At 47.4% G+C, this 557-nt stretch carries 1 protein-coding gene; it reads left to right on the top strand.

Translation table 11 applies throughout. The annotated features are described in order from the left end of the window. A partial coding sequence (locus R7093_RS27270; RefSeq protein WP_318147284.1) for a CorA family divalent cation transporter occupies positions 1–557 on the top strand: 557 nt, incomplete at both ends.

Genomic DNA, 557 nt, shown 5'->3' with positions numbered 1-557 from the left:
CCGATATTCGGGGCTGGCTAGAGGACGATCGCGGACCACGTGCGACGGTCGATCATCTGTTAGCCGGCGATAGCCGACCAGCTTTCCATCCTTTGAATGACGATAACTTCATGCTGATCTTACGAGGCATCAACATGAACGAGAATGCGTCGCCGGAAGACATGCTGAGTATCCGTATTCTCTATTTTCAGGGGGCACTGATCTCGACTCGTAAGATCCCATCACGTGCAATCATGGAAATTCGCCAAGCATTAGCAGAGCACAAAGGGCCGAAAAGCCTGGCGAGCTTACTGAATCAAATCATCGAAGGGTTGAACGGCAAAATCGACTTGTATCTCGACACCATCGAAGAAACGTTAAACGAGTTTGACGTCAATGATGAGTCAACGTACAACCACATTGCGGCACAAAAGGCGCTTATTTCCATCAAACGTTTTATTCGCCCTCAGCAATATGCGATTCGTGATTTGATCGAGTCAGAGTCAGAATTAGTAACATCAAGACCTCACCAATATCGCTTCGCGCATAACAACATTACTCGCATCAACGAAACGATT

The sequence above is a fragment of the Vibrio sp. 1580 genome, assembly GCF_033340055.1.
The sequence above is the reverse complement of the archived record's forward strand: the minus strand, read 5'-3'. Positions and strand labels throughout refer to the sequence as shown.